General features: G+C 60.0%; 3 protein-coding genes. All 3 read left to right on the top strand.

Annotation, left to right across the window (positions count from 1 at the left end; translation table 11 throughout):
• A partial coding sequence (locus tag MOX02_RS30635; RefSeq protein ID WP_280525380.1) for a molybdopterin dinucleotide binding domain-containing protein occupies positions 1 to 377 on the top strand: 377 nt, incomplete at its 5' end.
• 41 nt (positions 378 to 418) lie between these two features.
• Entirely contained in the window at positions 419 to 853 is a 435-nt protein-coding gene (locus MOX02_RS30630) for a nitrate reductase cytochrome c-type subunit (protein ID WP_373866798.1), read from the top strand.
• A 25-nt stretch (positions 854 to 878) separates the two neighbouring features.
• On the top strand, positions 879 to 1,257 hold a 379-nt coding region (locus MOX02_RS30625), incomplete at its 3' end, for a NapC/NirT family cytochrome c (protein ID WP_174804992.1).

Genomic DNA, 1,257 nt, shown 5'->3' with positions numbered 1-1,257 from the left:
CCCTAGAGCACTGGCATTCCGGCTCGATGACGCTCAGGGTTCCCGAGCTCTATAAAGCGTTTTCGGGTGCTGTGCTGTTCATGCATCCGGACGACGCGGCCAAACGCAACTTCCGCAGAGGACAGGAGGTGCGGGTCATCTCACGACGCGGGGAAATCCGAACACGTATTGAGACGCGAGGGCGCAACAAGATGCCAATTGGTGTCGTCTTCGTGCCATTCTTCGACGCAAGCCAGCTTATCAACAAGGTAACACTTGACGCGACTGACCCCATCTCGAAGCAGAGTGATTTCAAGAAATGCGCTGTTAAAGTAACGGCTGCTGCGGTTGCAGAGAATACACCGCCTGCAGCGCCTGATGGACGGGTGCCGCGATGAGAAATCCTATCCCTGTCGCCGTCGCTGCTTTTCTGTCCTGCCTGTCTACGGGTGCGCTCCTGGCTCAAGTCGGAGGGCCCGGCCGGGACGCCCCACGCCTGAAAGGCCCAGAGCCTTTCACGCGCGAGACGCCAGCGCCCCCCATGCAGCGCCAGATCACGGACGATGTGCGCCGCCGCCGGAACTACCCTGATCAGCCGCCCCTCATCCCCCACTCCATCGAAGGCTATGCGCTCGACCTGAATGCTAACAAGTGCCTGAGCTGTCACTCACGCAAGTTCACCGAGCAGAGTCAGGCCCCGATGATCAGTGTGACCCATTATCAAGACCGCGATGGAAACTTCCTCGGCGGGGTCTCAGCACGACGATATGCCTGTCTCGCGTGCCACGTGCCGCAGACGGCGGCCCCGCCGCTCGTCGAGAACACCTTCACGGACATGGATGCTCTGACGGTACCTGAGCGGCGGAGCCGCTGAAATGGTGGCATCCGTCTTCCGCAATATGGGTGAATCCCGTGCTGGTCAGTGGATCCGCACGGCCCTTACGCCCGCGCGGACACTCAGCCTCGCCTTTCTCACGCTGGGCGGCTTCGTCGCTGGGGTCTTCTTCTGGGGCGGCTTCAATACAGCTCTGGAAGCAACAAACACGGAAAAGTTTTGCGTGAGTTGCCACGAGATGAAAGTTAATGTTTTCGAAGAGCTGAAGGGAACCATCCATTTCACGAACCGCTCCGGCGTCAGGGCCACCTGTCCGGACTGTCACGTGCCGCACGAATGGACCAACAAGATTGCCCGGAAGATGCAGGCTTCAAAGGAGGTCTGGGGCCACATCTTTGGCTCGATCGATACGCGGGAGAAGTTCCTGACCCTGCGCCGGCACC

It is taken from the genome of Methylobacterium oxalidis, assembly GCF_007992195.1.
GTDB lineage: Bacteria > Pseudomonadota > Alphaproteobacteria > Rhizobiales > Beijerinckiaceae > Methylobacterium > Methylobacterium oxalidis.
Note: the sequence above shows the minus strand (reverse complement) of the source record. Positions and strands in the feature narration are given on the sequence as shown.